Genomic DNA, 26,683 nt, shown 5'->3' with positions numbered 1-26,683 from the left:
TCGACAAATTAAAGCTTAGAGAAAGCCCGGCTTGTGAGACCGTATTTTGGCTCACAAACGTGGCCACCACGTTCCAGCATCAGTCCAGACCAACCGGAGCGGCAATTTAAGCAAGGGACGACTAAGCTTGTTTCTTTTTTCGCTTGAATTTAGGTGGGTGCACAGTCCAGGTGATTAGGGCTGGCAATCCGAGTGGTAAAATCAAATTACTGAGTAGGAGACCAATGATTGTCATCAAGCCAGTGACTTGAACTGCAGCGGTGGTGCCACTGATTAATGGGGCAATCAAGACAAGTTCAATTAAGGTAATGGCCCAAGTCGTTTTACCACAGTGATAAAAATGGGCTGTTAATTGGCTGGCATCAAATTGATGTAACCAATCGCGATGTTGAACCGTTGGCGAACTGACTAAGAGCCAATGTAGGCCAATCAGTGCACTACTCCACAGGATAGCTAACCAGGGTAATGGCCCAAGTTGTGCCCAATTGGTATAGCCAAGTCGCGTCAATCCTAAACTGGCGAGCGTTACCGCTAGTAGCCCAGTCGTGAGGATCACACTCAAAACGAGTGAGCGCAAATTCAGCCAGAATACGACTGCGAGAATCGCCAAGACAATGGCCGCCCAGATCCACGCTGACTGGTTCAGCGTTTGCCGAACTGGTGCAACTTGAACGGTTGTACCAGCATAGGTTGCGCTGGCATGTGCCAATGGTGTCGCTAATAACGACGTTTGAACGGTTTGGCGAACGGCTTGCAACGTCTTAAAATTACTGGTGGCTAGTGCTGGCTGTTTAAAGGTAACTACTAATTTAGTGATTTTTTCATTGGCACTAGTATTAGTAGTCACACTATTCTTATAAGTGGCACTATTTTGGGCGTTAGCGGGTAAGTAAAACATTTTGCCAACTTCGCTAGCCTTTAAACCAGTAAGATACTTATTGGTCTGGTGAACAGTCGTGGCGATTTGAGCAATGTCTTCATTGGTTTTAGTCAGACTCTGATCGACGGACTGTAGCTTTTGTTGCGCGCCACTGACCATAGTGAGCAACTGTGTCTGTTGCGATAAAATCGTCGTCATTTGTTGATTAATGTCGGTTGTCAAAGCAGTCGCAGCGGCCAAATCATTGGCTAATTGGCTGGATTGGCTCGGTGAAGCCACGGCATCCACACTTAAATTGGCTAACTGAGTCGTAATCGCCTGATTATCAACGTCTAACTGAGTGAGTTGTGTTTGCAACTTTTGTAAAGCGTCAAGTTGGTGATCTAATTCAGTTTTTGCCAAGGAATCCTGATCATCCTTTAAACCTTTTTTGATGGCCTTAAGTGTTTGTTGATTGCCGGTTAAAGTTGCTTGGACGTTTGTCAATTGACTGCCAACATAATATTGGGCAATCTTTTGACCAGTTGGCTGCGTCACGGAAGTCACGGTCGCGACACCAGCTAAATGCTGAAGTTTGGTCGTCAAATTGTCAATCGTCTGTAAAGATTTTTGGGTAGTCAATTTTTGGTTATGTTGCAAATAAATAGTGACGGGTGTCGTGGCACCTAACCCAAAGTGTGCCGTAATGAGTTGCGCGCCATTATCAGCGGCGGTTGGCTTGGTTTGGGTACTCGGTGTGAGTTGACTGTCATCTACTTGAGTCCGCCGACTCAGCATCAGGCCAGGCAATAATAAGATTAAGACTAGTAGGAGTCCTAAGGCTGGTTGCCAGTGACTCAAGCGACTGAATTGTCCCCATAAGTTGTGTTTGCGTTGTGGCCAAGGCTTATGGCCGGGCCAGCGCAAGCCGTCATCTAATAGCGTCGTGAGTGAGAGTCCCAAAGTGGGAACCACTGCGAGCGCAATTAAACAAATGAGTGCCACTAACCAGCCAGTTGCTGAGGCGAGTAGTGGTGTCTAACTTAAACTAAGTGTCGCTAAAGCCGTACCCACTAGACTAAAGCCCCAGCGTCGATATTGTTGCTGCATCGTTTGTAAGGCGGCCTGATCGGTGTCTTCAATGCCAGCGCGATTAATGAAATAGTCGCGCATTAGAGACCAAGTTAAAACGGTGGTGATAATGAGACCAATGCTGCCACTAATCAGTAAACTGTTGCTAGTAAATGGCAACTGCAGACGAGTGATCGCATTGGCGCCAACACTGGCGGTACTAATAAGCACGATACTTTGGAACAAGAAATTAATGAGTGGAATAAGCAATGACTTAAATAGCAGACCCATCAGAATGAACGTCAAAATCAGCCCAAGAAGTAACAAGCGCGTGGCTTGCTGATTCTGAGCGGCTTGGTGGTTTGCTGTGATTAAATCCGGACTAGTGACTGCCACCTTGACACCAGCGGTTTGCGCGGCTGTGGTTAGTTGCTTGGCAACGACGCGCAATTCTGTTTGCCGGGTATTGATTGAAGCCACAGCTAGTTGAGTGGACCCATCCTTTGAAGTCAGTAGCTCACGATCATTGCTAGAGGTGTGGGTAGTCCGCAATTTGGTGATACTATAGTAAGTGGACTTTTTGTCGATCTTCTTTAGTACCGTCGCGATAGCGGCATTTTGTTTGGTCGTCAAATGGTGGTGTGGATTGTTGAAAACAATCGTGAGTTGCTTGGCATTTTTTTGACCACGTCTCCAGTGGTTTTGAATGCGAGTCAGTTGTTGTTGATTGACTTGACTCTTAGTGACATTTTGGTGAGTGGTGATGATTGGTTGCAAATTTGGCAAAACGGTAATACTCGCGAAAACCGCAATGACCCAAAAGGCGAACCATAAAAATTTTGGTTTAATAAATTTCCCCATAGTGTACGAACGTCCCCTCGTCGTAGTTTTTATAGGGATATCTTACCATAGAACTATCGCGTCAGGGCGGCGTTTTTGAGATGTAAACGGTTGTAAATCCAAATCTAAGCATTTATGCTTGTTTTATGATATTGTAGTGAGATTGTGGGAGGCTGAGCGAATGAAAACAGATCGCTTTCAAGCATTTAGTGATGGCATTTTTGCCATCTTAATTACCATTTTAGTATTGGAATTTCATATTCCTGATTATCATGCGGGACGCCTATTACCCGCGCTTTTAGCACAATGGCCATTATTTTTATCTTATGCTTTTTCGTATTTTTATGTTGGGACACTGTGGCTATTTCACCATGATTACTTCAGCATGCTGAAACGCATTGATCGAAATGTAAATATGCTGAACTTATTAATGCTATTTAGCATTACTTTGCTGGATTATCCAATGTCACTGGTCGCGGATGCGTTAACGAGTGGCAATCGGGCAGATATGCAGACGGCCTTTATTGTTTACGATTTAGTGGCGTTGTTTATTTCAGCAACATTCTATTTTATGTATGCCTATCTGCATCACCATCAGGATTTGAAAAGTGCAGCCGTTTCAAATGACTTCTATGCTGCCATCAAATTAGATCCAGTGAGAAGCGTGATCATTTATGGCTTAGCCATTGCCGTAACTTTTTGGTCAGTTTGGCTAGGGGCCTTTTTATTAGCGAGCGGCATTATTTTTCATTTCTTTGCCTATTTGCGCATGAGTAAACAACTGGCACAATCGAAAGGAGTCACCGCATGACAAATTATGCAGTCTTATTAGGACCCAATCGTTACGACTTTGCGGTTCAGCTAGCAGCAAAATACCATTTAGATCCGAGCCAAGTGTTATTTGGTTATCTACAAGTAGTTAGTGAGGTAACTGGCAGTGATCAGCCGGGAGACCTACATGATCCCAAAGTCACAAAAGTTATCAATGACCGCTTTGATCGTTTCTTAAAACAGCGGCATTAAAGTTGTTTCATTAAAAGGTTGGCCGCTACTCAGCATTTTGTGAGTAGCGGCCAACCTTTTGTGTTATCAAGTTCAGTTTGCTGGAAAAACATGTGGCACTCGCCAATGGTCACACATTTCTGGGGTTAATTGAATCGTTTGCAAGCGTTCAGTCGTTCGTGGTCGAAAGTAATAGCAGGCGTGATCAAGATCAATCACACTGCGATAGTGCGTATAGTTGTGATTAAGTTGATGACGTTTGGCTGGATCATAGGGTAAACGAACCTCATTTAACCAAGCAAATAAGGTTGGTAATGTCTGTTCAGCTGTCAAAGTTGGTGTTCCTAGCCGACGAATGGCCATATGATTGAACCGATTCGTTGGAATACTGCCGGTCGGTAACGGCTGCTTAGTTGCAAGCCAATTCTTGGCCGCAACTTGGGTTGCTTGGTTGATTGTCACAGAAGCTTGTCCTAATAACTGCGTTAAATTTTTAAAATGTGTCGCTAGTATCGGTGTATTCGTCAAGACGCCACTGGGATTTAATTGGGCCGTGAGTGGGCCGCCAGTTGGTTCGATGACTAAATTACGCCCGGTTGTATCGCTTAGAACCCAATGAAATGGGTAAACGTAGGGTTCGCCATGCCAAGTCTGATTGACGAGACAGACTTGAGATAGGCCGGCACAAACGCTTTCTAGACTAGTGTGTTCACCAAGAACCCAATTGATAAAATCTTGTGGTGTCAGATTAATTTTATCAGGTTGTGCGGTGGGCGCATATTTAACGGCATGCGGTAGGTAGAGTTCAGCACAACTGATACCGCTTTCATTTAGGCCATCCGCCATCAAAAAATTATCGATGCCAATTGGCTGACGCCCACCACCAAGGATGGCTTGTGTCGTCTGGCGCGTCTCATTGAGCCCAGTGGTCCAACGGTATTGTCGGGGCAGAAAAATAGGGCGCCAAGGTGTCGTCGTTGGAAAATCCATGGTGCGCGCAAAAAAGTGTTGGTTGGCAGTATTGGTATAAGTTAAACTGGTGCACATCGTCAGGATCCTTTCAGGAAGTATTTCCATATAGTATACACTTATTTCGCGTGGCCAGAATTTAAGCTGAGTCCTGTGTGTTCATCAAAACCAAAAAAGATAGGTGTTGGATTGCCAAGTTATGACGATTGAATCTGATTTCAACTAGCTTGTCTCCAATGAAACTAGTCATGACTTGTGAGACCTAACTAGCAATAACGTAAATAGGATTGGACAAGCCAACATCAGATTTTCAAAACATTAACCTGATTTTTACAACAAGGCGATTTATCCAGTGGAAATTGATTGTTAATATACTCTTGTAACATGATGATTGTCCCTAACGGAAGAAACGAGAAAGGCTGTCTTCATTTATGGTTAAGCGCTCAATGGTATATGGCATTTTGGGAACATCTTTATTGGTGCCAACTTTTCTAGGTGCGACAATTATCGCTAGCGCAAGTCCAACTAATAGTTATGCTAACACTACGCCAGTTAACGTCCCTCAAAATCAAGCGTTTGGCAACAATTAAGAAAGTATCACACCGCTGACACAGAATCAGATGGAAAAAATTGAGCCATACGTTACTGTATCGCCTGATCGCTATGTACTAAAATTACCCGCTGGAGCGTTTTCCCGTGATGAGATTGTTACAGGAAGTGTCAGTGGACTTGGGGGTGGCAGTAATTGCTTAATCGTAGCCTAGCTGTTTTTCTTGCAGCTTTGTTAGCAGGAGTATTGGCCGCAATTTATACTGCATTTATTGCATCCAGAGTTGAGTCAATGTTATTTAATGGTATTGCTTACACACTCATTGTCTATATTGTTATCAGTTTGTTTAGGCGTTTAATAAAATAATTTAGCTTAATTGATTTCAATATAGTCATGAAATTTTCAAAGTGGAAAGCTTGTCCAAATTCTAGCAGAGCTTAGAATTTGGACAAGCCTTTTTAATGGTTAACCGGCATTTTAGAGTGTGGTGCTAGTCAAATTAACCAATCAAAAAAGGGAGACCCTAGATGGATTTCCCTTTTGGTGAGGCTATTGTTAGTGTTTTGTGACAACAATACTATAACCGATAGCTAGCCAAAATAAAGCTTAAGCCGGTTAATGATTTAATCAATATTCCTGAGTTGTGCGTATAATTGATCCAATTCATCGATGCCGTTCATCATCGTCAATGCTTTTGAGGATTTCTGTGGTTTTGAAAAATCGGTGGGCACAATTCCCTTGGTTGCTAGCTGATGATAGCTAGTTGAGACTAGTTTGGCAGAGTCAGTTTCCAAAGTGTCTAAAATATGATTGAAGTTTGCAAAAATACGGTTTCCTTTGGCCAATGCCATCTCATCACCTCGGCACTCATCATGCACCCTTTGGCTGGGTTTTGCAATCAGATACGGCTATTAAATCCAAGAAAACGGTTTAAGCGACTCCCGGAACGCGCGGGTCAGTAACAACTGACGATAAAGTGGGTGGTGGCAATGGCTGAGTGTCCTGATTGATGGTACCGGGTTTAAGCGTTTTGACAGATACTGTCCTTACTGGGGCGGTCGTTTACACAAAAAGGCCGTTAATATAATCTCATTAGTTTCTAATTATTAAAATTGTGCTATAATAAAGTTTCAATAACTATCAAAGCGAGGTCTTCATTGTGAGTGGATATAACGTCGCGATTGTCGGTGCAACTGGCGCAGTTGGTGCGCGGATGATCAAAATGGTGGAACAAACAAGTTTGCCAGTTAACTCGGTTAAACTATTAGCATCAAGTCGGTCAGCAGGGAAAATGCTCAAATTCAACGGTCAAGATTTAACCGTTGAAGAAACTGTTCCTGAATCATTCGAAGGAATTGATTTGGCCTTATTCTCAGCTGGTGGTTCCGTTTCAAAGAAATTCGCCCCTGAAGCCGTTAAACGTGGTGCGGTTGTCGTTGATAACACGAGTGCTTTCCGAATGGATCCTGAGATTCCGTTGGTTGTGCCCGAAGTTAACGAAAAAGCTTTATATCAACATCACGGGATTATTGCTAATCCAAACTGCTCGACGATTCAAATGGTGGTTGCCTTGGAACCGATTCGTAAAGCCTTTGGGTTGAAGCGGGTCATTGTTTCAACGTATCAAGCGGTTAGTGGTGCGGGTAACCGGGCCTTGAAGGAATTGCGTGATGAAACGCAAGCTTACTTGGATGGTAAAGAGATGGAAGCCCATATCTTACCCGTTTCAGGTGACAAGAAGCATTACCCAATTGCCTTCAACGCGTTACCACAAATTGACGTCTTTGAAGAAGACGGCTACACCCATGAAGAATGGAAAATGATCCATGAAACGAAAAAGATCATGTGTGGCGGTGATATGGATAGCAAGGATATCAAAGTAACCGCGACTTGTGTGCGGATTCCAGTGCCAGTGAGTCACTCCGAATCAGTTTACTTTGAAGTCGAAGATCCTAAAGCAACGGTCAAGGGCATTCAAGATGCTTTGGCTGCTGCACCTGGAATCGTGTTACAAGACGATCCTGACAATCAGATCTACCCACAAGCACACAACGCTGAAGGGTCACGCGATACTTTTGTTGGTCGGATTCGTCCAGACCAAGAAACGCCGCAAGCCTTCCAGATGTGGGATGTTTCAGATAACATGTTAAAGGGTGCTGCCTGGAACTCTGTTCAGATTGCAGAACACTTGGACAAATTGGGGCTGTTACATCTTTAGTTTGATGAAATTCGTTCAGAAAAAAATCCGGTCGCTCATTGTTGAGTAATCGGATTTTTTTATGGTTGTTTTTTAGTTTAACAAGGCTAAAATGGCTTTCACTAATTCAGCGGGAACGGCTTGATCTAAACCAATGTTTAAGCGTTTTTGACCCGTAACGTAACCTTGAGCTTTAGCGGTGGCTAAAAGTGTTTCGGGAAGTTCTTCAGAAATACTTAAACTGACGTGGGCCTTGTAGCCCGCCACACTGACGTACTTTTGATCTAAATCCCAAAATGGCAAATGCCATTTAATCTTGGGAGTGGCTGACGGGAGCTCAGTGGTAATTAATTGGGTCAGACTGCGTAGAATTGGCTGGGCGGCGGGGGCCGCCTTACTAATGTAATCTGCGGTATCAGTAACGTTGACACGACTTGGCATCTTAAAACCAGCTTTCAATTTAATTATTTGCGGAACGAATTACGACGGAGCAGCCACACGGTCAGGGCACAGAGCGCAATCGCAATGACTACGGTGATCTCCCAACCGAAGGGGTTTTTCATGAAGGGTAAGTCCACGTTTTGACCGAAAAAGCCGAAGACGATATTAGGCATTGTCAATACGATGGAAAAAATGGTCAGTAGCCACATGGTGTTGTTCAAACTGTTATCCAAAATGTTCGAATAGGCGTTTGAGACCCGACCAATAATATCAGACGCAATATTAGCCATTTCCAACCCTTGTTGCGCTTCGACGATGATGTCATCGAGGCGTTCTTTTTGGCGTGCAGAAAATTTGATTGGACCAAAGCGTTTGAGCTGTTGTAGCAAATCGTTATTCGTTTTAAGTGAAGTCAAAAAGTAAACTAGGGTAGTTTCTAATTCCATTAACTGAATAATCACCGAGCGTTGAATTTGTTTGCGCATCTTTAATTGGATATCTTGACGTTCTTTGTTGATTTTATTAATTGCTTGGAAATATTGACGAGATAATTTATATAAGACGTCAAAAATATAATCAAACGGATGTTGGACCTTTTCCCAGTCCGCATCAATCACGTCAGCGAGCAAGTCTTCGACATAATCAGTATGATCAGTGGTGAACGTTAAGAGCGTCCGGTCGACCAACATAAAACTCACCTGGGCCGTATAAGTGCCTTCGTCATCATTATGAGTGACCACATCAAAAATAATCGTCGTGATCGCGCTCTTGGCGTCATATTCCAACCGACCACGTTCATGTTGGTCGGTTGCGTAGCCGAGCATCTCATCGGTGACGCCTTCTTCATTCACTAGCTGGCTGTAATCATTGTCAGTATAGTTGTTCACGGCGACCCAACGAAAGTCATCGCTTAATGCTTGTACTTTTATCATTTTTATAACTTCCAGAGTTTTGATTTACTCTCAATTTACCATGATTTAAGACCCAACGCAAAGTCAGTTTTAGTTAACCGTCGTTCGGCTGAGCCGTTCACACCAGAGTTGATGGTGACGACTGAAAAATGTCAGAATCAGATCATAACTAATAATCAGCAATAAAAGTGAGACAAGCACGAGGTAAACGTCCAAACGATTGAGTGAGGCGCTTGGCATATCACCCAGTTGATTGAAGAGCCATAGGTCTAAAAACAACAGTGGCAGACTGATCAAATAAAGGCCACCATAATGGATCAATAACTGGAGACCATTGGCTTTTTCGCCATTAATACTGACGATACGACTATTAAATAGCAGGCCGCCCAGCGTTTTGCCATGGTTCAACCAAGCAGGCAACCAGAAGAATAGGAAAATATTCGCCAAATACAGCCAGCGTGGATCGTGGGGGAGCGGCCAAGTAAAGTGTTTGACGAGCACGAAATACACGATATCAAAGGCTGCAATCAGCCCCCAATCAATGATCAATGCGAAGATTCGACGCCAGTTGATTGGATGTGATTCTTGGGTGAGTGCGTTCGAGTGATCGGTTTCACGCCATTTTCTGGGAATGACGCCTAAGACCAGTGCCCCAACGACGCCCCCCAGCGTGTTCATCATTAAGTCATCGACGTCAAACATCCGATAGGCCCGCGAATAGTAGCCATATAATCCAGTGAGCTGAGTGGTTTCAAAGAATAATGAAATCGTGAAACTGGTCAGCGTGATGAGCCAGAGTGGCCAATGATGGCGCCATTTTAAGTAAGCACCGATTGGCATGAAGAACAGCACATTGAAGAACGGCTGGAAAAACGTGGACGACTTGATGGCAGCTAACCAAGTGCTGGGATCACTAAATTGAAAAGGGGTTAGTTGTTTGAGTTGAGTTAAGAAGAAAAATGGCTGCAGATTGTATTCCGCTGTTGCTAAGCTCGCAACGGAACTACGCGTCGGTAGAGGCAAAATAATGAGCAAGTAGGCCGCAGCTAAATACCAAATAAAGGAGTAGGTCCCAATGATATTTCGTTCGGTGAGTGATTTTTTAGTTTGCAGTTGCAGGGCTAAAACGGCCATTGCAACCAAAAGTGTGATAAATGGTAATGCCAAAATAATGATGTGCACTGGTTCCAAAAGGGCACTCACGATATGGCTGGATAAGGCTAATTGATAAAGTTTACTGATGATTTCATGCATGTGACGGCCCCCTGTTGATTGGTTAAGGCCATTGTACCGGATAATTGTGATTGAATGATGGTTAATAAGCTTTTTTTTCGAATAATATAACTAAATTAGTGAAAACTTAGTGATTTTTGTCAATTGCTGGTCGTATTTGCAAAACTCAGATTAGGTCGCAGTTGATTGCAATTGAGCAAAATCTGTGTTTGAATAGTGGACAATTATTAAAATGAGGTGAGAAAATGCTAATGGATGGACACACGCACACGGAGCTTTGCCCCCATGGGAGTGGCGAAAGTACCGAAAAGATGGTGCAACGCGCCATTAAAATCGGTCTAAAAAAGTATTGTCTGACGGAACATGCCCCCTTACCGCCAGCCTTTGAACGCCAATATGCTGGTGATCCGACTGGCTTTACGCAAGCGTCATTGACGATGGCACAAGTCCCAGCCTATTTGACGTTAGCGCGCCAATTGCAAGCGACCTACGCGGATCAAATCGAGATCTCGATTGGCTTTGAAGTGGATTTTTTACCGGACCATATTGAGTGGACACGCAACTTTATGAACACCTATGGTCCAAAGACGCAAGAAAGCATTTTATCGGTGCACTTTATGCAGGGAAAGCAACAACAGTTCTGGTGTGTCGATAACGGGACGACTGATTTTGCGGCTGGCTTTGGCCATTGGCTGTCTGAGCCGCAAATGCTGTTTGCCCACTATTACCAAACGGTTTTGGCATCCGTTCAAGCCGACCTTGGACCGTATGCGCCGCAACGAATCGGTCATATGAGTCTCGTTCGTAAGTATCAAGATTATTTTGGACTCACAGCGCCGTTGGACGCAGCGAATTTAAAGTTAGTCGGACAAATCTTAGACACCATCCAAAGTCAAAACCGGGAACTTGATTTAAATTTAGCCGGTTTGTATAAACCATTTTGTAATGATTTTTACCCTGGAGATCAGATCTTAAAGGCGGCTCAAAAACGTGGTATTCCGCTGATCTATGGCTCTGATGCGCATGACATCATCAGTGTGGGTCGTGGGCAACATTTAATTAAAAAATTAATTAATGGTTGACAATCGTGCGAGTAATCACTAGAATGAGTTTTAAATTAAATAACTAATCAAATTTTAATAAACGGTTGTGATTAGAAAAAGTAATTAAGACATTCCTCATCCAGAGAGCTTGGGCAGCTGAGAACCAAGCGGACAGTCCTAATGAACACACATCTATGAACTGCTAAGGTGAACCAGACTGACTAGCCTTAGCCGAATGGTTTCGTTATCCAAGTTGACTTCGCGTCAACAAGAGGTTACCAGTGTGAGCTGGCAACGAAATAAGGTGGCACCACGTGTAAACGTCCTTTTAGCAGAATTATTTTGCTGAGGGCGTTTTTTTGTATCCTGTGGTCGCGCCCGTTTCGGATGAACGAAGTCGTCAGCAATGAAAGCACCAGGGTAAGCCATGAACATTAATCAAGGAGGCGTTGGCAATGTTAAGCAATCTATTACCACTCGGAACGCGTGATGAATTTGGCCGTCGAGCGGCTACCAAACAACAGTTAATTTCGGTGATTCAGGCCCATTTCAGACAGCGTGGCTTGGCACCAATTGCGACGCCGTTGCTTGAAAACCAAGCCGTGTTTAGCCCGTATCAAATGGGCAATTATCAGTATTACCGGTTATTAGATCCAGAAGGACAAACGTTGGTTTTACGGCCAGATATGACTTTGCCGATTGCCCGATTTCTCAGTGCAACCAAGGTGCCGTTGCCGCAAAAGTTTGGGTATGTAGGGGACATCTTCCGTGTCAGTCGACGGTTGTCCGGTTCTTATAATCAAATCACGCAAGCCGGAGTCGAGTTGATTGGTTACGCGGCTATCAAGGCTGAATTGGAGTGTTTGACGATTGCGAATCAGTTGAGCTCGGAATTAATCGATGATGCGGTTGAAATCGAATTAGGTGACGCGCAGTTCGCACAACAAGTCGTCGCTAGTTTGACCACGGATGTGGCCCAGCAAGCTGACATAAAATGGGCGCTGTTCAATAAGCAGGTGCCAAAATATGCGGCACTAATTGCGGCGTTTCGGGATAATCCCTTGTTTGATTTCTTAGAAAGATGGCCACGATTATTCGGCCAACCAGCGGTGATCTTTAACCAATTACGAGCGGCGCCATTACCTGAAAGCGTAACTCCGGGGATTGGTCGGCTACGCACGGTGGTTGATTGGATGGCGAAAACGATGCCCGACCAGGCTGTCTCGGTGGACTTGAGTAGTCAAGCGCCACAGAAGTATTATACCGGCTTGACGTTTCGGGGTTATTCACAGGCGGGTGCGGGTTATCTGTTCAGCGGCGGACGCTATGATCAATTGCTGGCAAACTTCCAAGCGAAAAATGAACCAGCTGTGGGAATGGGATTGGATGTGGATCTCTTAACGACTCTAGCTTTATCGCAGGCCCCGGCCGCAATCCAGCAGTTGATTTATTTTGAACCACAACAGTGGCGCCAAGCCGAGCGCCTGTTAGCAAAGACACCGCAAGCGCAACTGAGCTTAGCGTCCGATTTGCCAACGGCGCGAGCAGAAGCATTGCAACGCGGCGCAACTTTAATTGATTTGACGGAAGGTGAGTTAGATGAGTGAAGCTCGTTTGAAAATAGCCTTAACGAAAGGCCGCGTGGAACAACAAGTCATCCCATTATTGGAACAAGCTGGCATCGACTGCACGTTGATTCGCCACAAACAACGCCGCTTGATCTTTGAGTCACTAACGCAACCCTATGAATTTATTTTAGCCAAAGGCCCAGATGTCACGACTTTTCTGGAACGGGGTGCCGCAGATATTGGGATCGTTGGCAGTGACATTTTAGTCGAGCATCGCAGTACTCAATATGAATTGTTGGACTTGGGCGTGGGACAGTGCCAATTCATACTAGCTTCAACCGCGGACTTTGATCCCGAAGCGCCCAAACGCAAAATCATTGGGACTAAATATCCGTTGATTACGAAACGCTATTTTGATCAACTCGGACAAGATGTGGAAATCATTAAGATCGAAGGATCAGTCGAATTGGCCCCTTTGACCGGCTTGGCGGATGCCATCGTTGATATTACCGAGACTGGCACCACCTTACGCGAGAATCACTTAAAAATCTTTGATTATTTGCAACCAGTGTCGACGCGCTTGGTCGTTAATCGCTTGGCGTTAAAACAACATCCAGCTGCGATTTATGACTTAGTCGATCGATTAGCCACAGTTGTTCCATCAGCCAACATGAAGGAGTCGCTTAAATGAAAATTATTAATGAAGATTTAGCCAGTTTAAAAAAATTAGTTCAGACCAAAACACAACAGTTGACCGATCCTAAAGTCGTCACTGCCGTGCAGGCCATTATTGCAACTGTGATCAAAAATGGTGATCAGGCTTTGAAAGCCTATGAGCAACAATTTGACGGCGTCACTATTGATGACTTCAAACTTGAAACGGCAACGATTGATGCCGCGTATGACCAATTAGATCCAGAGGTGAAGGCCGCGCTACAACTTGCCAAACGCAATATTACCAGCTTTCACGAAAAAGAGCAGGCCACCGGATTCATCGACGCCGAACAACCTGGGGTGCTACGCGGGCAAAAGTTGACCCCGTTAAATCGGGTCGGGTTGTATGTTCCTGGTGGCACCGCGGCATATCCATCAACCTTGTTGATGAGTGCATTGCCAGCCAAAATTGCGGGAGTGAAGGAAGTCATCATGGTGACCCCACCACAAAAAGACGGCATTAATCCCGCAGTTTTAGCGGCCGCCAAACTAGCTGGTGTGGATGCCATTTATCAAGTTGGTGGCGCCCAGGCCATTGCCGCCTTAGCGTATGGGACCGAATCTATCCCGCAAGTCGATAAAATCATTGGTCCCGGAAATGTTTTCGTAGCAACTGCTAAAAAACAAGTTTTCGGTCAGGTCGCCATTGATATGGTAGCGGGGCCTTCCGAGATTGGCATCATTGCGGATGAGAGTGCTGATCCCCGGCAGTTGGCAGCGGACTTGTTGAGCCAGGCAGAACACGATCGGTTGGCACGGCCTATCTTGATCACGACTAGCCAAAAACTCGCTACCGCTGTTAGTGAGAATGTCACGTCACAATTAAAAGTGTTGCCCCGGACCGAGATTGCGACGGCAGCGGTGAACAATAAAGGGTTTATTGCGGTAGTTGATCGTGTGGAAGACATGTTTGCCTTGATGAATACAGTTGCTCCTGAACATTTGGAAGTGCAACTTGAAAATGCAACGCAATATTTAAATTTGATCAAGAATGCGGGTTCAGTCTTTTTAGGACGCTACGCCAGTGAACCGCTTGGAGATTATGTTGCTGGACCGAATCACATTCTACCAACGAGTGGTACGGCGCGTTTCTCATCGCCACTGGGAGTTTACGATTTTGTGAAACGGACCTCGTTTATTCAATATACGAAACCAGCCTTAGCTAAGGAAGCTAAAGCAATTACGACGCTCGCACGGGTGGAAGGCTTAGAAGGTCACGCGCGTGCGATTGAATCCCGTTTTGACACTTATTACGACTAGGAGGTCAGCTAATGCGACAAGCAACGATTAAACGTGAAACCAAGGAAACTCAGATTGAGATTAGTTTGAATTTAGATGAACAGAGTGGCATTGAAATTGACACGGGAATTGGTTTCTTGAATCACATGTTGACCCTATTTGCGAAACACGGTCGCTTTGGCTTGATCGTCAAGGCGCATGGTGATCTGGATGTCGACCCGCACCACACCACGGAAGATACTGGAATCGTATTGGGCGAGTGTTTTAAACAAGCTTTGGGTGACAAAGTTGGGATCGAACGGTATGGGACTGAATTTGTTCCTATGGACGAAACGTTGGGACAAGTCAGTGTGGATCTGAGTGGGCGGTCGTATTTAGTCTTTAACGCCGAATTAACGAATCCCCGCTTAGGCGGTCTGGATACTGAAACCGTTGAAGACTTCTTTCAAGCAACGGCTTTTGCGGCAGAAATGAACTTACACGCGCGCATCCTATATGGCCGCAATACACATCACAAAGTTGAAAGCTTGTTTAAAGCTTTTGGGCGAGCGATGCGTGACGCAGTAACCATTAATCCAGAAATCGTCGGGGTGAACTCCACTAAGGGTGTGATCTGATGTTTGCCATTGTCGATTACGATACGGGAAATACGCGAAATTTACAAAAAGCCTTTACTTATTTGCAAGTGCCGACAATTGTGACCGCTGATCCGGCCGTCTTAGCGGCAGCGGATGCCGTGATCCTGCCTGGGGTTGGGGCGTTTGCGGCCGCAATGCAAGCATTAGATGAGCGGCACTTGGTCTCGACTTTACAACGGTTAGGACGAAGTGGGAAGCCGATGTTGGGCATTTGTTTAGGCATGCAATTATTATTTGAAAGTAGTACCGAATATGGTCAACATGCTGGTTTGGGGCTGTTACGAGGGCGAGTAGTCGCGATTCCGACGGGGTTAGGAGTGAAAGTCCCTCAGATGGGTTGGAATGAAAATGAACTCCAACAATCACAGCATCAGTTTGCCAGTATTGATCATCAGTATACGTACTTTGTCCACTCCTATTATGCCGTTAGCCCAGCAACGCAGGTCGTGGCTAGCGTACAGCATGGCGTGCAAATTCCGAGCATCGTGCAATATCAAAATATCTTGGGGATGCAGTTTCATCCCGAAAAGAGTGGCCAAGTTGGTTTAGCGCAGTTAGCAACTTTTAAGGAAATGGTGAATGCCAATGATTTTTCCAGCAATTGATTTAAAAGCCGGTCAAAGTGTCCGGCTGTATCAAGGTGATTATCACCAGACGACGTTAATTAATGCCGATCCGGTGGCACAGGCCCAACAAGTGACGGCGGCCGGATTGCGACAACTCCATTTGGTCGATCTGGATGGTGCCAAGTCCGGTCAACCAGAAAATATGGCCACGATAACGGCGATTCGCCAAGCGTTTACCGGGGCTTTAGAGCTCGGTGGAGGGATTCGGAGTTATGCCCTTGCGACGCGGTACTTAAAGTTGGGGATTGACCGGTTGATTCTAGGGTCAGCCGCGTTGGATGATCCTACTTTGGTGAAACAGTTATTGGCAGACTTTGGGGGTGATCGCATTGTGATCGGTGTGGATGGTCAAAACGGTCGCGTTGCGATTAATGGGTGGTTAGCCCAATCGCAAACTAAAATGAGTACGCTGATTGCCACGATGATGGCGAGTGGCGCCAAACATTTTATCGTGACTGACGTTGCCAGGGATGGCACGATGCAGGGCCCTAATCTGGAATTGTTGGCCCAGTTGCAGGCAAAAATATCGACTGCAAATTTGGTCGCCAGTGGTGGAATCCGTAATCTAACCGATGTGCAGACGTTGAATACGCTGGGGATTCACGATGTCATCATTGGGAAAGCTTTATATGAAGGAACCGTCACTTTGGCGGCCCTCGCGGAGGTGGATGCATGTTAGCGAAACGCTTAATTCCGTGTTTGGATGTTGCGGATGGCCGGGTAAAAAAAGGAATCAACTTCGTGCATTTAACGGATGTGGGTGACCCGGTCGCAATTGCGGCTGCATACCAACAACAGGGTGCCGATGAGTTGGTGTTCTTGGATATTTCTGCGACCAACGAGCAGCGTCAAACGATGGTCGATTTAGTCGAGCAAGTCTCAGCACAAGTTTTCATGCCGCTGACGATTGGTGGTGGGATTAGTAGTGTGGCTGATATGCAGCGCCTACTCAAGGCCGGCGCTGATAAAATTGCGATTAATTCGGCCGCGGTCGCTAACCCTAAATTAATCCAAGCGGGTGCTGAAAAGTTTGGTAATCAGTGTATCGTGGTCGCAATTGATGTGGCCTGGGACGACCGCCGCCACGACTATCGCGTCTACACTCATGGCGGCCAACAGGCAACCGATTTGACGGCACTGACTTGGGCGCAGCGAGCCGTGCAGTTAGGCGCCGGTGAGTTATTAGTCACAAGTATGGATCGTGACGGGACCAAGACGGGGTTTGATCTGCGGCTCTATCAACAACTTGGTGCCGTGGTGTCAGTACCCATCATCGCTTCTGGCGGTGCGGGCACATTGGTAGATTTCGTCAAGGTGTTTGATCAGTCGCCAGTGGATGGGGCACTCGCAGCCTCCGTTTTCCATTATGGCGAGCTCACCATTGCACAAGTTAAGCAAGCTTTAAAAGTGAAAGGAGTGGTCGTGCGATGACTGAACAGCCAGATTTTAAAAAGGGTGATGGCCTAGTCACGACTGTCGTCACGGATGCGACAACGAAAGCGGTTCTGATGGTTGCTTGGATGAATGCGGAGAGTTATCGCCGGACACTTGCTTCGGGTCAGACCTGGTTTTGGTCACGGTCGCGGCAGGAGCTTTGGCATAAGGGGGCTACTAGTGGTCACTTGCAAGACGTGGTGCACATCACGCTGGATTGTGATAACGACACCTTATTAATTGCGGTGACGCCACATGGGCCGGCTTGTCATACCGGACACACGAGTTGTTTCTTCAAGCCAGTTTTATAGAGAGGAAGAATAATGATGCAAGATATGGAAGACTTATATCAATTGATTGCTGCACGGCAAAAGAACCCGAAAAAAGGGTCTTATACCGATTATTTGTTTACGGAGGGCTTGGATAAAATCCTGAAAAAGGTGGGCGAAGAAGCTACCGAGGTCGTCGTTGCCGCTAAAAATCCTGATGAGGGTCAGTTGGTGTATGAAACGGCTGATTTATTCTATCACGTGCTGGTCTTATTGGTCCAACAAGGAGTCAGTTTTGATCAGATCAAGTCAGAATTAGCGCAACGTGAAGGCAAGATGAGTGATTTTAAGGATCGTCCCGAAATCAAGAATTTGTAGGAGGACACTATATATGAAGGAAAGTGTGCGTAAATTACAGCCGTATGTGCCCGAAAAGCCACTGGCAACGCTGAAAGCCGAGCTGGGTCTCACTCGACTAGTACGTCTCTCTGCAAATGAGAATCCGTATGGGACGTCACCTAAAGTGGCGACGGCCGTCAAAGCTTGGGACTTTAATAATAGTAATCGTTATCCTGACGGTGAGGCCACAGCTTTGAGACAAGCTGTGGCACAGCAGCAAGCGGTCGCTCCTGATCAGATCGTATTTAGTGTCGGCTTAGATGAAATGATTGCGATGGTCTCACGGACCTTCTTATCAGCGAGGGATCGAGTGCTCGTTTCGGCGCCAACTTTTTCTGAATATGCCTTACATGCAGAAATTGAAGGGGCCAAGCTCCTTGCTGTGCCAACATTGGCCAATGATCAAGTCGATTTTAAGGGGCTAGTGTCGGCTTTAACGCCAGCCGTGAAAATGGTCTGGTTATGCAATCCCAATAATCCAACAGGCACGAGTGAATCGTTAGCTCAGATTGAGCAATTTATTCAACAAGTGCCAGCGACGACGATGGTGCTGATCGATGAAGCTTATATTGATTTTGCCATGAATGCGGCGGCACTCACCGCAATCCAATTACCAAGCAAATATGACAATGTGGTCGTGATGCGCACTTTTTCCAAAGCGTATGGTCTCGCCAACTTTCGAATTGGCTATGCTGTTTTCTCCAAGGCATACGCGGCAACGATGCAAGCAGTCCGGTTGCCGTATAACGTCAATTCGATTACCCAAGTTGCTGCATTGGCTGCACTTCAAGATCAAGCTTTTGTCCGTGCCACTGTGACCAAAAACGCTGCGGAGCGAGAGGCTTGGCTGACTTTCTTTGACCAGCATGGCATTCGTTACGATCAGAGTGATGCTAATTTTATTTTCTTTGCGTATCCCGACGCAGCAGCGTTAGCGGAATATTTATTACACCATGGTTATAGTTTACGAACGGGTCTACGTGCGGACTGGCTGCGTTTAACCATTGGGACTGCGGCAGATGGTCAGGCATTGCGATCCTTGATTGCAGCGTATCAAGCAAACGCATCGTAGTGGTCTTATTTATGACGATCCGTTTAGTTTGTCGCTCTGGTTGGTCTGGACTGATGCTGGAACGTGGTGGCCACGTTTGTGAGCCAAAGGGCGGTCTCACAAGCCGGGCTTTCTCTAAGCTGGAAAACCCTCAGCAAAGAGAAATTTCACCACTGAGCATCATCCAGCCCGTCCTGCGCTAGTCAGTAGTCCTGATACCAGTTGGCTTTTGTTGGTATTAAGCGTACCAATATCCTTTTGGTTGCTACCACTGTTTGATGTCGGAGTGGACCAGTATGTTCGCCGTGTCAAGACACTTAGCTGGGTGATTTTCCCAGGTTAGTGTCTGGCCGACTTTTAAGACGTGGGCTTCGGCTTGAAAGCGCCCTGCAGACCGAACTTTGGCTGCAGGTCTGCCCCCACGGTGAACGTACTGGTCAACGCAGTCGGACAAATTGAACAGTGCTTGTAAATATAAATGCAACGATGTATTGGACATAAATAATTTGAATAAGTGGTTTGTTTGGATAGTTATCACGAGACACTGGTGTCATCAACAGTGTGCCTAATCAGTCAAGGTATAGCGGGCGGTTTTTGCTCGCTTTTTGTGTCTAAAAAAAGGTTTGTTTTTGAAAAATAAACTTGGACCGTTAAAAGCTTGAAGAGAACGGGTATACTGAAAGTGTAGAATTAAACTCACTTGGAAAGAGGTTTAGGCGTGTTACATTTTATCGAACAACTGTATGGGCCGTTTTTCAGCGCCGCTAATTGGGGCCAAGTTTTCACCTCTGCTAATGACTGGTTGATTATTTTGTCGTTAGCGATTATTGAATGCTTGTTGTCCGTGGATAATGCGGTGGTATTGGCCGCGCAGACGCAGAGCTTAGACAATTTGCAAGATCGTGAGAAATCATTATTCTATGGTTTATGGGGCGCGTATCTATTTCGTTTCTTAATTATCGGCATTGGCACGTACTTAATTAGTTTTTGGGAAATTAAAGTGCTAGGTGCGGGTTACTTATTTTATTTAGTTTATCGCTTTTTTACACAAAAACAGCCCAAACCTGAAAAGCCGCGGCAACAGCATCGGTGGTTAGGTTTGAGTCAGTTCTGGTCAGTCGTTGTTCAGATTGAAATGATGGATATTATTTTTTCGATTGATTCAGTATTAGCTTCGTTAGCGATTTCTAACAATCCAGTGATTGTTTTAATCGGTGGGATGATTGGGATTGCTTGCATGCGTGGGATTGCTGAAGTGATTATGCGACTGATGCGTAAAATTCCTGAATTGGAAACAATGGCGTATTGTTTGATCGTCATTATTGCCATTAAATTAGCAGTTTCTATTCCAATAATTGGCTGGGATATTCCAGCCGCAGCATTTGGATTGATTGTTTTGGCGGCGTTTGTGATTACATTGACGATTCATTATGTCCGTCAGCGTCGTCAAGCGGTCAATGAGTCAAAGAAAGGTGAATGACATGGAATTAGGTTTTATTGGTACTGGTGTAATGGGGTCCGCGATTGCCAAGAATTTGATGGCCGCGGGATATCAACTGACGGTCTATAATCGGACTAAAAGTAAAGCGGATGCGTTAGTGGCGAACGGTGCTACTTGGGCAGACAATCCGGCTGCCGTCGCTAAGCAAAGCGATGTGGTCTTTACGATGGTTGGTTTTCCAGCGGATGTTGAACAAGTTTACTTTGGTGAACATGGTATTTTTGAAGGGTTAGCGGCCGGCAAAACGGTGATCGATATGACAACTAGCCGGCCAAAGCTAGCGGTTAAGATTGCGGATTACGCGCAGGCTCATGGTTTCCACGCACTGGATGCGCCGGTTTCTGGTGGTGATGTTGGGGCGAAAAATGCGACATTGACGATTATGGTCGGTGGCGATGATGCCACGTATGACGCGATGCAACCACTATTTAAAGTGATTGGACATCAAGTTAATCACTTTGGCGCGGCCGGGACTGGTCAGCATGCCAAAATGGCCAATCAAATCATGATTGCTGGGACGATGACTGGTTTAACCGAAATGTTGTTATACACTAAAGCGGCTGGTCTAGATCCGCAAAAGATTTTAACCACCTTATCCAGTGGTGGTGCGGACAATTGGAGCATGGACAATTATGTGCCTCGGATTTTGAAGGACGATTATACTCCCGGTTTCTTCGCGCGTCATTTCTTAAAGGATTTACGGATTGCGTTAAGTGAAGCGGACGCAATGGGGTTAAACTTGGTGGCAACAGCCCAAGCTAAACGTCTTTACGAAGTGATGGTCGATGCGAAGGGTCTTGGAGATCAAGGCACACAAGGGTTAATCAATATTTATAAGTAATGGTTTCAAAAGAGTCAGTGGCGTAAAAGTCACTGGCTTTTTTAGATTAGTGCGTCGTCGCGTTCGTATTTATTGATGTCTGTTCAATTTGCCGCTCCGGTTGGTCTGGACTGATGCTGGAACGTGGTGGCCACGTTTGTGAGCCAAAAGGCGGTCTCACAAGCCGGGCTCTTCCTAAGTTGGAAGTTCACCAGCAGTTGAAACGTGTTCGGTCCAACTGCTTCCTCCGCTTGGGACACCGTCACAACCACTCGGAAAACCACCGAGTCATTGTGATGGCTAGGCAATGCTCAGAAGCACCCCGTTGGCCCTCACACTCTTGAAAAATTTCACCACTGAGCATCATCCAGCCCGCCCTGTGCTAACCAGTGATTCTTAATATCAATTGCTCTTTCATTGATACTGGGGTTATCAATGTTTTCTTGTTAAATCACTATCTGACGCCGGAGTGGACCAGTTCGTTTGCCGTGTCGAGACACTTAGCTGGGCGGTTTTACCCAGGTTAGTGTCTGGCCGACTTTTAAGACGTGATCTTCGGCTTGAAAGCGCCCTGCAGACCGGACTTTGGCTGCAGGTCTGCCCCCACGGCAAACGTGCTGGTCAACGGAGACGGACAATTAAGAACTTATTTTAATAAATATGAACGCCATGATGCACTGGTTTTAAAAGTGGGACACAAAAACTGATCAAAATCTCATTCAGATTTTGATCAGTTCATTTAAGGTCAATTATTTTTCTAAGGCTTTAACGGCTTTTTGCGCCGCAACGTTCATGATATTCCAAGGCCGATCGTAACCAGGTTGGAAGAAGAAGTCGGCGTAGGCTAAGTCGGCTACGGTTAGTTTAGCTTGAATGGCTAAAGAAATGGTATTGATGTTGGCTGTCACATCGACTTTTGACATGATTTGGGCACCCAAAATACGGCCATCTTTAGGATCGTAAGTGAGTTTGAACCAAACTTTAGCATTACCGGCATCCGCTGGAACGAAAGCTGGACGAACGGTGTCGGTTACCAGAACCGATGCACAGGTGACTCCCAGTTTTTCGGCCGTCCCAGCTTTAACCCCAGTTGAGGCAAAATGGTAATCAAAGACGGAGAGGGCTGATGACCCAGAGACTGCTGGCATGGCCATTTTGGTGCCAAGGAGGTTCTTGGCGGCAATACGACCTTGACGCCGAGCATTAGTAGCCAAGGCGATGCGATTGGTTCGACCATTTGGTGCAAAAGGAACCAGAGTGGCATCCCCCACGGCATAAATATCAGGATTGCTAGTTTGTAAGTAATCGTTGGTTTTAATCAAACCGTGATCATCAAGGTCAACAACGCCTTTTAGCATTTCAGTGTTGGCCTGAATCCCCGCAGCTGAAACGACAAGATCGGCTGGAAAAGTGCCTTTTTCAGTGCTAACAGAGATGACGTGACCGTCTTGACCGTTGAAGGCTTTCACACCTTGACCAACCGCGGCTTGAACCCCATGAGCGGCCAATTCTTTGGTCAAAGTCGTGGTAAATTCTTCATCCAAATATAGGCTCAATAGGCGTGGCAACATGTCAACAATGGTTACTTGTTTGCCAGCCTTAGCGAAGATTTCTGCCGCTTCGATCCCAATGTAGCCGGAACCAATGACAACGACATTTTTGACGGTTGGGTCAACAGTTTTGGCCTTGAGCTTGATGGCCCAGTCGCGTCCCCGCATCGCATAAATGTTTTTGAGATCATGGCCGGGAACGGGTAAGTCAAATGGTACCGCCCCAACACTTAGCACTAATTTATCATAGGATTCGTCGCGTTCCACGTGGTTACCGTGATTCACCACGTGGACGGTATGGTGTGTCGGATCAATTTTGGTAATTTCTTGTTCGACATAAACGTGAACGCCTTGCGCTGACATACCAGCGGGTGTGGCATAACTGACCGCATTGACATCTTTGACAACGCCTTCCAAATACAATTGCATCCCACAAGAGAGAAACGACAAGAAGTCGCCTTTTTCATACCATTGAATCTCAGCGTCCGGTTGATCCGCCAAAATACCGCGCACGGTTTCATAACCACCGTGTGAAGAACCCACAACGATAACTTTCATGTTAAAAACCTCCAATTAGATAGTTTAGAACTGTTCTAATTAACCGTAACATTAATTGTGCACAAGTAACAGCAAAACCAATTGTTATTTTCAATCCTCTCAGTGGTTAATCTTGAGACGGCTGAATTATCGCGGACAACCGCAAAATACGGTCACGAGGATTGGCGTAAGTTAGTTGTCTTAGCCGGATTTCAAAGGGGATGACGAGAATAAAAAAGACGCATGAGCGTCATCTCACACGTCTTAGTGACCTATTCAATCGTATCGAAGAAACTTAATAATTTATCCTTGGTCAATGCGGCTTTGTCAGCGCCGCGAACGTCAAATTTAATCTGGCCCTGATCAAGTACAATCAAACGATTGCCGTATTTTAAGGCATCATCCAAATGATGTGTGATCATTAAACAGGTGAGTTTTTCCTGTGTCACGCGTTCATTGGTTTGATGCATTAACTCGGCAGAAGTTTTAGGATCTAAGGCTGCCGTATGTTCATCTAATAATAAGAGGTCTGGGCGTTGTTCCGTTGCCATCAGGAAGCTTAGTGCTTGGCGTTGCCCACCAGATAAGTTCTCGGTGGCGGTGTTCAAACGCGAGTCCAGACCATTTTTCATGGTCGCCGTCATTTTTTTGAAGTGGGGGAGTTGTTGCTTTAGTCCCCGTAGCTTCAAGCCCCGTCGTTGTCCGCGATGCATGGCTAACAGTAGGTTTTCCGCCACTGTCATCCGTGGGGCTGTGCCCATTTTAGGATCTTGAAAGACCCGTGCGAGAAAGGCCGTCCGTTTTTCAACGGAAAGATGCGTGATATCGCGACCATTCAGCTTGATGGTCCCACTATCAACGGGTAAACCACCGCCAATCGTGTTAAACAGTGTTGATTTACCAGCGCCGTTGGAACCCAGCACGGTAATAAAGTCGCCGTCGTACACGTCTAAATTCAGCCCTTGTAAGATCGACACTTCGTTGGGTGTGCCCACATTCACCTTAGTGACGATTTTATTTAGTGCAAGTAATGGTGTTTTAGTCTGCGTCATATTTGGCAACTCCTTTCTTTAAAACATGATTCAAATGTAGTGCCTTGCTCAAACGTGGCAACATCAAGCAGATGGCCAAAATCAAGGCAGATAAGAGGTTCATATCGTTGGTATTGAAACCGAGTTGTAAAACAAGGAGCCGGACGAATTGATAAATAATACTGCCCAAAGTGACTGCAATCAACCGTTGATTCAAGGTCAATTCGCCAAACACGACTTCGCCAATAATGATGGAAGCTAGTGCAATAACGATGATCCCGATCCCCATGCTGACGTCCGCATAGCCGTTATTTTGCGCGATTAACGCGCCACCTAAACCGATGATCCCGTTTGAGACCATCAGGCCCATAATGGTCATGTTATCCGTGTTGATCCCGATTGAACGCGCCATCACCCGGTTATCACCGGTTACGATGAACGCTTGACCTAAGTTTGTTTGCAAGAAAACAATGAGGAGCACGGTAATAATCGCAATAACGACTAGACCAACAAAAACACTATCGAAATATTTTGGTAATGATTTCAAAAAGCTGCCGGAAAAGATGGTCGTTTTACCGAGTAATGAGACGTTGGAACTGCCACCCATGACGCGTAAGTTAATGGAAGAACAAGCCGTCATGACTAAAATTCCTGCCAAGAGAATCGGCACTTTGCCTTTCGTGTACAGTAAGGCGGTAATCAGGCCAGCGAGCGCGCCGGCAACAAAAGCCAGACCGGAAGCGAGGTAAGGATTCATGCCGTTAGAGATTGCGGTAACGGCCACTGCGGCGCCTAATGGGAAAGTGCCTTCAACGGTCATATCAGCGAAATCTAAAATTCTAAAAGTGAGGAACAAGGCCACACCTAGTGAAGCCCAGAGGAGCCCTTGCCCGATACTAGATACAATCATACTCATTGATAAACGACTCCTTTCGTTTTAGCTTCTTTTAAAACGCTGGCTGGGAACGTGATGCCCAACTTTTTAGCTTCTGATAAGTTTAGCGTCATTTTACCTTTGGTGATTACTTTGATGGCGTAGTCGCTAGTAGATTTACCCTTTAATACTTTAGCGGCCATTTCACCAGATAATTTACCTAATTGATATTGATCAACAGAGAGGGTGGCTAGTCCACCGGCTTTTACCATCGTGTCGACGGCGGGGATGACTGGCACTTTCGCCTTATTGGTTACTGAAACCAAGGTCTTCATTGCACTGGCGACCCCGTTGTCTTGGGGTGCATAGACAGCGTCAACTTCGGAAGCCATTTTTTCAGCGACCGTTTGCATGTCATTCGTATTTGCAATGGTAAACATCTTGTATTTGACGCCTTCTTGTTTACAGATCTTGGCAAACTTCTTAGCGTTGTATTCGCCACCATGATCGGAAGTGGTGTAGATAATGCCGACGGTTTTGGCGCCTGGCACTAATTCGCGCAACAAGTCTAAATGAGATTTGAGCGGCGATTCACCAGAAGTCCCAGTGACGTTGGCACCCGGATGCGCATCACTCTTAATCAATCCACTACCGGCTGGATCAGTAATCCCAGCTAAGATCACTGGCGTCGTTTTGCCCGCGGCTGAAACTAACGATTGTGCGGCGGGAGTGGCGATACCAACGACTTCGTCGGCATCTTCATTCACAAACTTTTGGCTCATGGTCTTTAAATTACTTTGATCACCTTGAGCGTTTTGATAATCAATTTTGACGGTTTTACCCGGAACATACCCATATTCTTTTAAGCCTGCAATGACGCCTCGATGGATGGCATCCAAGGCTGGATGAGTTTGTAGTTGGAGAATCCCGACCGTGGGAATTTTCTTGCTATTAGCCGTTTTTTGATTGCGGTTGCCGGTCATGACGAACGCGACCCCGAGAAAAACGACTAACGCACTAATAAATGCTAACATGCGTTTCAATATAGTCACCTCAACTAAAAATTTTCGAACCTTTTTTGTGGGCATGGATTTAGCAAAATAAAAAAGGGCAAACCAGTAAGCTCTGGTCTGCCCTTTACGGAACCGAAGCCTGCTGTGTTTAAAAACCCATGCAGACTTCTTTATTAGATAACAAAGTTAAGTCGGCACAGATACAAACTGTTTGCCAGATTGTATCCGTGTGACGGAATTACAATCTGAATCGCCGGCTTTGCCATGAACTATTCAAGTTGGTCATTGATAACTTAGTCATCC

Annotated in this window: 27 protein-coding genes and 1 other annotated feature; of the genes, 16 read left to right on the top strand and 11 right to left on the bottom strand. The window is 45.8% G+C overall.

Going from position 1 to position 26,683, the window contains the following annotated elements; translation table 11 throughout:
* Positions 1 to 121: 121 nt before the first annotated feature.
* Positions 122 to 1,864: an MMPL/RND family transporter gene (locus RA086_RS09835; RefSeq protein ID WP_308703619.1), complete on the bottom strand. Its 1,743-nt coding sequence runs from the start codon at positions 1,862 to 1,864 to the stop codon at positions 122 to 124.
* A gap of 33 nt (positions 1,865 to 1,897) precedes the next feature.
* Positions 1,898 to 2,791: an MMPL family transporter gene (locus RA086_RS09830; protein ID WP_308703618.1), complete on the bottom strand. Its 894-nt coding sequence runs from the start codon at positions 2,789 to 2,791 to the stop codon at positions 1,898 to 1,900.
* 160 nt (positions 2,792 to 2,951) lie between these two features.
* On the opposite strand from RA086_RS09830, the gene RA086_RS09825 reads away from it, so the two are divergent.
* Entirely contained in the window at positions 2,952 to 3,581 is a 630-nt protein-coding gene (locus RA086_RS09825; protein ID WP_308703617.1) for a TMEM175 family protein, read from the top strand.
* Positions 3,578 to 3,793: a hypothetical protein gene (locus RA086_RS09820; protein ID WP_308703616.1), complete on the top strand. Its 216-nt coding sequence runs from the start codon at positions 3,578 to 3,580 to the stop codon at positions 3,791 to 3,793. The genes RA086_RS09825 and RA086_RS09820 overlap by 4 nt, the downstream gene beginning before the upstream one ends.
* Positions 3,794 to 3,865: 72 nt before the next feature.
* On the opposite strand, the gene RA086_RS09815 is transcribed toward RA086_RS09820, so the two are convergent.
* Both RA086_RS09815 and RA086_RS09810 read right to left on the bottom strand, forming a co-directional pair.
* Complete coding sequence (locus tag RA086_RS09815) at positions 3,866 to 4,819, bottom strand: linear amide C-N hydrolase (protein WP_308703615.1); 954 nt, start codon at positions 4,817 to 4,819, stop codon at positions 3,866 to 3,868.
* 1,095 nt (positions 4,820 to 5,914) lie between these two features.
* The gene (locus RA086_RS09810; RefSeq protein WP_308703614.1) at positions 5,915 to 6,142 is read right to left on the bottom strand and encodes a hypothetical protein; all 228 of its coding nucleotides are present in this window, start codon (positions 6,140 to 6,142) and stop codon (positions 5,915 to 5,917) included.
* 308 nt (positions 6,143 to 6,450) lie between these two features.
* Here RA086_RS09810 and RA086_RS09805 point away from each other — a divergent pair, with 308 nt between their 5' ends.
* Positions 6,451 to 7,509: an aspartate-semialdehyde dehydrogenase gene (locus tag RA086_RS09805; protein ID WP_308703613.1), complete on the top strand. Its 1,059-nt coding sequence runs from the start codon at positions 6,451 to 6,453 to the stop codon at positions 7,507 to 7,509.
* A gap of 72 nt (positions 7,510 to 7,581) precedes the next feature.
* Here the strand turns inward: RA086_RS09805 and RA086_RS09800 are convergent, their stop codons facing one another.
* From RA086_RS09800 to RA086_RS09790, 3 genes are all read right to left on the bottom strand, one after another.
* The gene (locus RA086_RS09800) at positions 7,582 to 7,929 is read right to left on the bottom strand and encodes a DUF1801 domain-containing protein (protein WP_308703612.1); all 348 of its coding nucleotides are present in this window, start codon (positions 7,927 to 7,929) and stop codon (positions 7,582 to 7,584) included.
* A gap of 23 nt (positions 7,930 to 7,952) precedes the next feature.
* The gene (locus RA086_RS09795; protein WP_308703611.1) at positions 7,953 to 8,861 is read right to left on the bottom strand and encodes a magnesium transporter CorA family protein; all 909 of its coding nucleotides are present in this window, start codon (positions 8,859 to 8,861) and stop codon (positions 7,953 to 7,955) included.
* 69 nt (positions 8,862 to 8,930) lie between these two features.
* The gene (locus tag RA086_RS09790) at positions 8,931 to 10,094 is read right to left on the bottom strand and encodes a VanZ family protein (RefSeq protein WP_308703610.1); all 1,164 of its coding nucleotides are present in this window, start codon (positions 10,092 to 10,094) and stop codon (positions 8,931 to 8,933) included.
* Positions 10,095 to 10,318: 224 nt separating this feature from the next.
* Between RA086_RS09790 and hisJ the strand changes: the two genes are divergently transcribed.
* From hisJ to RA086_RS09725, 13 genes are all read left to right on the top strand, one after another.
* On the top strand, positions 10,319 to 11,155 hold the full coding sequence (gene hisJ / locus RA086_RS09785; protein WP_308703609.1) for a histidinol-phosphatase HisJ: 837 nt from the start codon (positions 10,319 to 10,321) through the stop codon (positions 11,153 to 11,155).
* Between the two features lie 58 nt (positions 11,156 to 11,213).
* Positions 11,214 to 11,447: a binding site (T-box leader), on the top strand.
* Positions 11,448 to 11,571: 124 nt separating this feature from the next.
* Positions 11,572 to 12,723: an ATP phosphoribosyltransferase regulatory subunit gene (locus RA086_RS09780; protein ID WP_308703608.1), complete on the top strand. Its 1,152-nt coding sequence runs from the start codon at positions 11,572 to 11,574 to the stop codon at positions 12,721 to 12,723.
* A complete protein-coding gene (hisG, locus tag RA086_RS09775) occupies positions 12,716 to 13,375 on the top strand; it encodes an ATP phosphoribosyltransferase (RefSeq protein WP_308703607.1) in 660 nt (219 codons plus the stop codon). Before RA086_RS09780 ends, hisG begins: the two co-directional genes overlap by 8 nt.
* Positions 13,372 to 14,658: a histidinol dehydrogenase gene (gene hisD / locus RA086_RS09770; RefSeq protein ID WP_308703606.1), complete on the top strand. Its 1,287-nt coding sequence runs from the start codon at positions 13,372 to 13,374 to the stop codon at positions 14,656 to 14,658. The genes hisG and hisD overlap by 4 nt, the downstream gene beginning before the upstream one ends.
* Positions 14,659 to 14,669: 11 nt before the next feature.
* On the top strand, positions 14,670 to 15,254 hold the full coding sequence (gene hisB, locus RA086_RS09765) for an imidazoleglycerol-phosphate dehydratase HisB (RefSeq protein WP_308703605.1): 585 nt from the start codon (positions 14,670 to 14,672) through the stop codon (positions 15,252 to 15,254).
* Positions 15,254 to 15,880 carry an imidazole glycerol phosphate synthase subunit HisH gene (gene hisH, locus RA086_RS09760; RefSeq protein ID WP_308703604.1) on the top strand — a complete coding sequence of 209 codons (627 nt, stop codon included), beginning with the start codon at positions 15,254 to 15,256 and terminating at the stop codon, positions 15,878 to 15,880. Before hisB ends, hisH begins: the two co-directional genes overlap by 1 nt.
* A complete protein-coding gene (gene hisA / locus RA086_RS09755) occupies positions 15,861 to 16,580 on the top strand; it encodes a 1-(5-phosphoribosyl)-5-[(5-phosphoribosylamino)methylideneamino]imidazole-4-carboxamide isomerase (RefSeq protein WP_308704456.1) in 720 nt (239 codons plus the stop codon). The genes hisH and hisA overlap by 20 nt, the downstream gene beginning before the upstream one ends.
* On the top strand, positions 16,574 to 17,332 hold the full coding sequence (gene hisF, locus RA086_RS09750; protein WP_308703603.1) for an imidazole glycerol phosphate synthase subunit HisF: 759 nt from the start codon (positions 16,574 to 16,576) through the stop codon (positions 17,330 to 17,332). The genes hisA and hisF overlap by 7 nt, the downstream gene beginning before the upstream one ends.
* On the top strand, positions 17,329 to 17,646 hold the full coding sequence (hisI, locus tag RA086_RS09745; protein ID WP_308703602.1) for a phosphoribosyl-AMP cyclohydrolase: 318 nt from the start codon (positions 17,329 to 17,331) through the stop codon (positions 17,644 to 17,646). The genes hisF and hisI overlap by 4 nt, the downstream gene beginning before the upstream one ends.
* Positions 17,647 to 17,661: 15 nt before the next feature.
* Positions 17,662 to 17,982 (top strand): phosphoribosyl-ATP diphosphatase, encoded by a 321-nt coding sequence (gene hisE / locus RA086_RS09740; protein WP_308704455.1) that lies wholly within the window; start codon positions 17,662 to 17,664, stop codon positions 17,980 to 17,982.
* A 13-nt stretch (positions 17,983 to 17,995) separates the two neighbouring features.
* Positions 17,996 to 19,075, top strand: coding sequence for a histidinol-phosphate transaminase (gene hisC / locus RA086_RS09735; RefSeq protein WP_308703601.1), 1,080 nt, complete (start codon positions 17,996 to 17,998; stop codon positions 19,073 to 19,075).
* Between the two features lie 697 nt (positions 19,076 to 19,772).
* Entirely contained in the window at positions 19,773 to 20,534 is a 762-nt protein-coding gene (locus RA086_RS09730) for a TerC family protein (RefSeq protein WP_308703600.1), read from the top strand.
* A 1-nt stretch (position 20,535) separates the two neighbouring features.
* Positions 20,536 to 21,396 carry an NAD(P)-dependent oxidoreductase gene (locus RA086_RS09725; RefSeq protein ID WP_308703599.1) on the top strand — a complete coding sequence of 287 codons (861 nt, stop codon included), beginning with the start codon at positions 20,536 to 20,538 and terminating at the stop codon, positions 21,394 to 21,396.
* 728 nt (positions 21,397 to 22,124) lie between these two features.
* Here the strand turns inward: RA086_RS09725 and RA086_RS09720 are convergent.
* The 4 genes from RA086_RS09720 to trpX form a co-directional block, all read right to left on the bottom strand.
* The gene (locus tag RA086_RS09720; protein WP_308703598.1) at positions 22,125 to 23,483 is read right to left on the bottom strand and encodes an FAD-dependent oxidoreductase; all 1,359 of its coding nucleotides are present in this window, start codon (positions 23,481 to 23,483) and stop codon (positions 22,125 to 22,127) included.
* Positions 23,484 to 23,734: 251 nt separating this feature from the next.
* Positions 23,735 to 24,514, bottom strand: a complete 780-nt coding sequence (locus RA086_RS09715; RefSeq protein ID WP_308703597.1) for an ABC transporter ATP-binding protein — start codon at positions 24,512 to 24,514, stop codon at positions 23,735 to 23,737.
* Complete coding sequence (locus RA086_RS09710; RefSeq protein WP_308703596.1) at positions 24,501 to 25,409, bottom strand: ABC transporter permease; 909 nt, start codon at positions 25,407 to 25,409, stop codon at positions 24,501 to 24,503. Before RA086_RS09710 ends, RA086_RS09715 begins: the two co-directional genes overlap by 14 nt.
* Positions 25,406 to 26,413, bottom strand: a complete 1,008-nt coding sequence (trpX, locus tag RA086_RS09705) for a tryptophan ABC transporter substrate-binding protein (RefSeq protein WP_308704454.1) — start codon at positions 26,411 to 26,413, stop codon at positions 25,406 to 25,408. Before trpX ends, RA086_RS09710 begins: the two co-directional genes overlap by 4 nt.
* Positions 26,414 to 26,683 lie beyond the last annotated feature (270 nt).

It is taken from the genome of Lactiplantibacillus brownii (assembly GCF_031085375.1).
Taxonomy (GTDB): Bacteria; Bacillota; Bacilli; order Lactobacillales; family Lactobacillaceae; genus Lactiplantibacillus; species Lactiplantibacillus brownii.
This window is presented reverse-complemented; position numbering and strand designations above follow the sequence as displayed.